4 protein-coding genes are annotated in these 3,749 nt (G+C 67.1%); all 4 read left to right on the forward strand.

The window, feature by feature from the left end; all coding sequences use genetic code 11:
• The coding region (locus tag AC5RW2_RS41265) for a thymidine phosphorylase (RefSeq protein WP_494075311.1) at nt 1-928 on the forward strand (928 nt) is incomplete at its 5' end.
• A gap of 99 nt (nt 929-1,027) precedes the next feature.
• Nucleotides 1,028-1,690, forward strand: coding sequence for a DedA family protein (locus tag AC5RW2_RS41270; RefSeq protein WP_494030808.1), 663 nt, complete (start codon nt 1,028-1,030; stop codon nt 1,688-1,690).
• Entirely contained in the window at nt 1,687-2,832 is a 1,146-nt protein-coding gene (locus tag AC5RW2_RS41275) for an adenosine deaminase (protein ID WP_494030779.1), read from the forward strand. Before AC5RW2_RS41270 ends, AC5RW2_RS41275 begins: the two co-directional genes overlap by 4 nt.
• Nucleotides 2,833-2,913: 81 nt before the next feature.
• The gene (locus AC5RW2_RS41280) at nt 2,914-3,564 is read left to right on the forward strand and encodes a MazG nucleotide pyrophosphohydrolase domain-containing protein (protein WP_494030809.1); all 651 of its coding nucleotides are present in this window, start codon (nt 2,914-2,916) and stop codon (nt 3,562-3,564) included.
• Nucleotides 3,565-3,749 lie beyond the last annotated feature (185 nt).

The following is a 3,749-nucleotide window of genomic DNA, read 5'->3' on the forward strand; positions in this document are numbered from 1 at the left end:
CACCGGCGGGACGCTGGACAAGCTGGAATCCATTCCGGGATGGCGGGCAGCGCTGCGCAACGACGAAATGATGGCCCAGCTCGCCGACGTCGGAGCCGTGATCTGCGCGGCGGGAGCGGGGCTGGCTCCCGCGGACAAAAAGCTGTACGCGCTGCGGGATGTCACCGGCACCGTCGAAGCTATTCCGCTGATCGCGTCATCGATCATGAGCAAGAAGATCGCCGAAGGAACCGGCTCGCTGGTGCTGGATGTGAAGGTCGGTTCCGGCGCGTTCATGAAGGACGAAGACAGCGCCCGCGAGCTGGCGGAAACCATGGTGGCCCTGGGCAAGGACGCCGGAGTCAATACCGTTGCCCTGATGACCAATATGTCCACGCCGCTGGGGCTGACCGCCGGAAACGCCATCGAAGTCGAGGAAGCCGTCGAAGTGCTTGCCGGCGGCGGTCCGGCGGACGTGGTGGAACTGACGGTGCAGCTGGCCAGCGAAATGCTGGCCGGAGCGGGCCAGCCCGATGCCGATCCTGCCGCGGCGCTGCAGGACGGGCGCGCCATGGATGTCTGGCGGCGCATGATCCGCGCCCAGGGCGGCGATCCCGATGCCAAGCTACCCGTGGCCGCCGAATCCGACGTGGTCTACGCACCGGCGGACGGCGTCCTGCTGGAACTGGACGCGCTGGCCGTCGGCGTCGCCGCCTGGCGGCTTGGCGCCGGCCGGGCCCGGAAGGAAGATGCGGTCCAGGCCGGCGCGGGCGTCAGGATCCACGCCAAGCCCGGGGCGATGGTCCGTGCCGGCGAGCCGCTCATGACCCTGCTGACCGATACCCCGGAGAAATTCGGCCGGGCCCGGGATGCCCTGGAGCACGCCGTCGTCATTGCTCCGGAAGGGGACCGTCCCGCACAGCGGCTCATCATTGACCGGATTTCCTAGCAGCTGGGTGGCACGAATGCGGCCGTGGCATCGTTAAGACCTCAGTCAGTCGCTGGACGCGGCGAATCGATCCGCGCAAGGAGCACCCGCTTGGAAGTTATGGAAACCATCAATGAACTGATCCTCGGCGCAGCCGGCCAGCCCTGGGTGTACCTCCTGCTGCTGGCGCTGTGCATCATTGACGGTTTCTTCCCGCCGGTGCCCAGTGAATCGGTCGTCGTTGCGCTGGCAGCCATCGCCATGTCCGTGGGCATGCCCAATATCTGGATCGTCATGCTCATTGCGGCAGCCGGGGCCATCATCGGCGACAACATCGCCTATGCCATCGGCCGCAGGATCGGTGCCGACCGCTTCCGCTGGATGCGCCGGCCCCGCGTCGCCAAGTCCTTCGCCTGGGCACGGAAGGGACTGGACAAACGCGGGGCACTGCTGATCCTGACGGCCCGCTACATCCCGGTGGGCCGGGTTGCGGTGAACATGACTGCCGGAGCCACGGGTTTCCCGCGCCACCGCTTCCTGTTGTTCACGCTCGTCGCCGGAACGTCCTGGTCGCTGTACTCGGTGGGCATCGGGCTCCTCGCCGGCGCCTGGATCAAGGACTACCCGCTCCTGGGCGCGGGCGTGGCGATCGTGCTGGCACTGATCCTCGGGTTCACGATCGACAAGATCATCTACCACTTCGCCAAGCGCAGGGACAGTCGGCGGGAGCAGTCCGAAGCACACGGGCGGGACCCTGCGGAAACTGTAGAGTGGGGCTTGTGACTGAGCCCATTGTGAATGATGTCCCTGCCTCCGCTATCGACTTCGACCTTCGCAGCCTGCCCAAGGTGTCGCTTCACGATCATTTGGACGGCGGCCTGCGTCCGGCCACCATCATCGAACTTGCGGCCCAGGCCGGCCACCGGCTGCCGTCCGAGGATCCCGTCGCCCTGGGTCAGTGGTTCCGGGAATCCGCCGACTCCGGTTCGCTGGTCCGCTACCTCGAAACCTTCGACCACACGATCGCCGTGATGCAGACGAAGGAGGGGCTGTCCCGCATCGCCAAGGAATTCGTGGAGGACCTGGCGGACGACGGCGTCGTGTACGGCGAGGTGCGCTGGGCACCGGAGCAGCACCTCACCAAGGGAATCACCCTTGACGAGGCCGTGGAGGCCGTGCAGGCGGGGCTGGAGGCCGGCGTCGAAGCGGTTGAGGCAACCGGGCGGCAGATCCAGGTGGGACAGCTGATCACGGCCATGCGCCACGCGGACCGGAGCATGGAAATCGCCGAGCTGGCGGTCCGGCACCGGGACAGGGGAGCCGTCGGCTTCGATATCGCGGGCGCCGAGGACGGCTTCCCGCCGTCCCGCTTCAAGGATGCCTTCACCTATCTGGCGGAAAACCAGTTCCCGGCCACCGTCCATGCCGGCGAGGCCGCCGGCCTGGACAGCATCGTGGACGCACTGGTCCATGGCCGCGCCCTGCGCCTGGGACACGGGGTACGGATTGCCGAGGACATCCAGGTCGAGTTCACCACCGACGAGGACAACGCCAACGACGTCGGTATGGTCACCTTGGGCCGCGTCGCCGCCTGGGTGCGGGACCGCGGCATTCCCTTGGAGATCTGCCCGTCCTCGAACCTGCAGACCGGTGCGATCGAGCAGTTCGGCGAAGCCATCGAGGACCACCCCATCGACCTGCTCTACCAGACCGGCTTCCACGTCACGGTGAACACTGACAACCGGCTGATGAGCGGCGTCAGCCTGACCGATGAGTTCGAGCTGCTGGTGGAGGCCTTCGACTACGACCTCGACGATCTTCGGGTCCTGACGCTCAACGCCGCCGAAGCCGCCTTCCTGCCGCTGGAAGAGCGCGAAGCGCTGGCGGACTACATCGTCGAGGCGTACGAAAACCTCGCCGGATAGCCGGTGGAACCGGAGCGTGCCGGCCCGGCGTTTGCGCGGCTGGTCCTGATCATTGGCCAGCTGCGCCTCCACTGTCCCTGGATGGGGGCCCTGACGCATGAATCGCTCGTGGAGTACCTGCTGGAGGAGTCCTACGAGCTCATCGACGCGATCGAGACCGGCCATGTCGAAGCGGCCGACGCCGCGGAGCTGAAGGGCGAGCTGGGCGATGTCCTCCTGCAGGTGGTGCTCCATGCCCAGCTGCAGGAGGAACGCGGCAACTTCGCCATGGCCGATGTCGTGGACGGGCTGGCGGAGAAGATGATCCGGCGCAATCCGCATGTCTTCCGGCCCGACGGCAGCCTGCAGGAGTCCTTCCCGGCCACTGTCGAGGAAATCGTCCGGACCTGGCATGACATCAAGAAGGCCGAGCGTCCGCAGCGCGCCTCGCCGTTCGACGGGATCCCGGAGCAGCTGCCCGCCCTTGCGCTGGCTGCGAAAACCCTTGGCCGGGCGCGGCGGGCGGGGGTGGAGCACGGCGCAGGCCGGCAGCCGGACGCCCGGCAGCAGGACGCGGAACACCGGATACCGCAGACGGAAGACGACCTGGGCGATTTCCTGTTCGCCGTCGTCGGCCGGGCCGCCGAGCAGGGACTTGACCCCGAGCGGGCGCTGCGCACCGCGGTCCGCCGGTTCCGGCAAACGGTTGCCGCAAATGCCCCGGAAAATCAGCCGCCGGCCGGCCCTGAGTAACACGGCTTCGCGATGACCGGCAGCCCCGGGACCTCGGCTAGGCTAGTGCCGAGACTGGGGTCCCGGTTTTCACCGTCAGACAGCTTCCCAAGAACAGGAGCACTTTTTCATGGCGACAATCGATGCCATCCACGCGCGCGAAATCCTCGATTCCCGCGGCAACCCCACCGTTGAGGTTGAAGTCC

It is taken from the genome of Arthrobacter sp. B0316-1-20 (assembly GCF_059091865.1).

What these genes read in the sequence shown, in the direction of transcription:
- AC5RW2_RS41270 (WP_494030808.1), top strand. Translation starts at nt 1,028, where the DNA reads ATGGAAACCATCAATGAACTGATCCTCGGCGCAGCCGGCCAGCCCTGG.
- AC5RW2_RS41280 (WP_494030809.1), top strand. Translation starts at nt 2,914, where the DNA reads ATGGGGGCCCTGACGCATGAATCGCTCGTGGAGTACCTGCTGGAGGAG.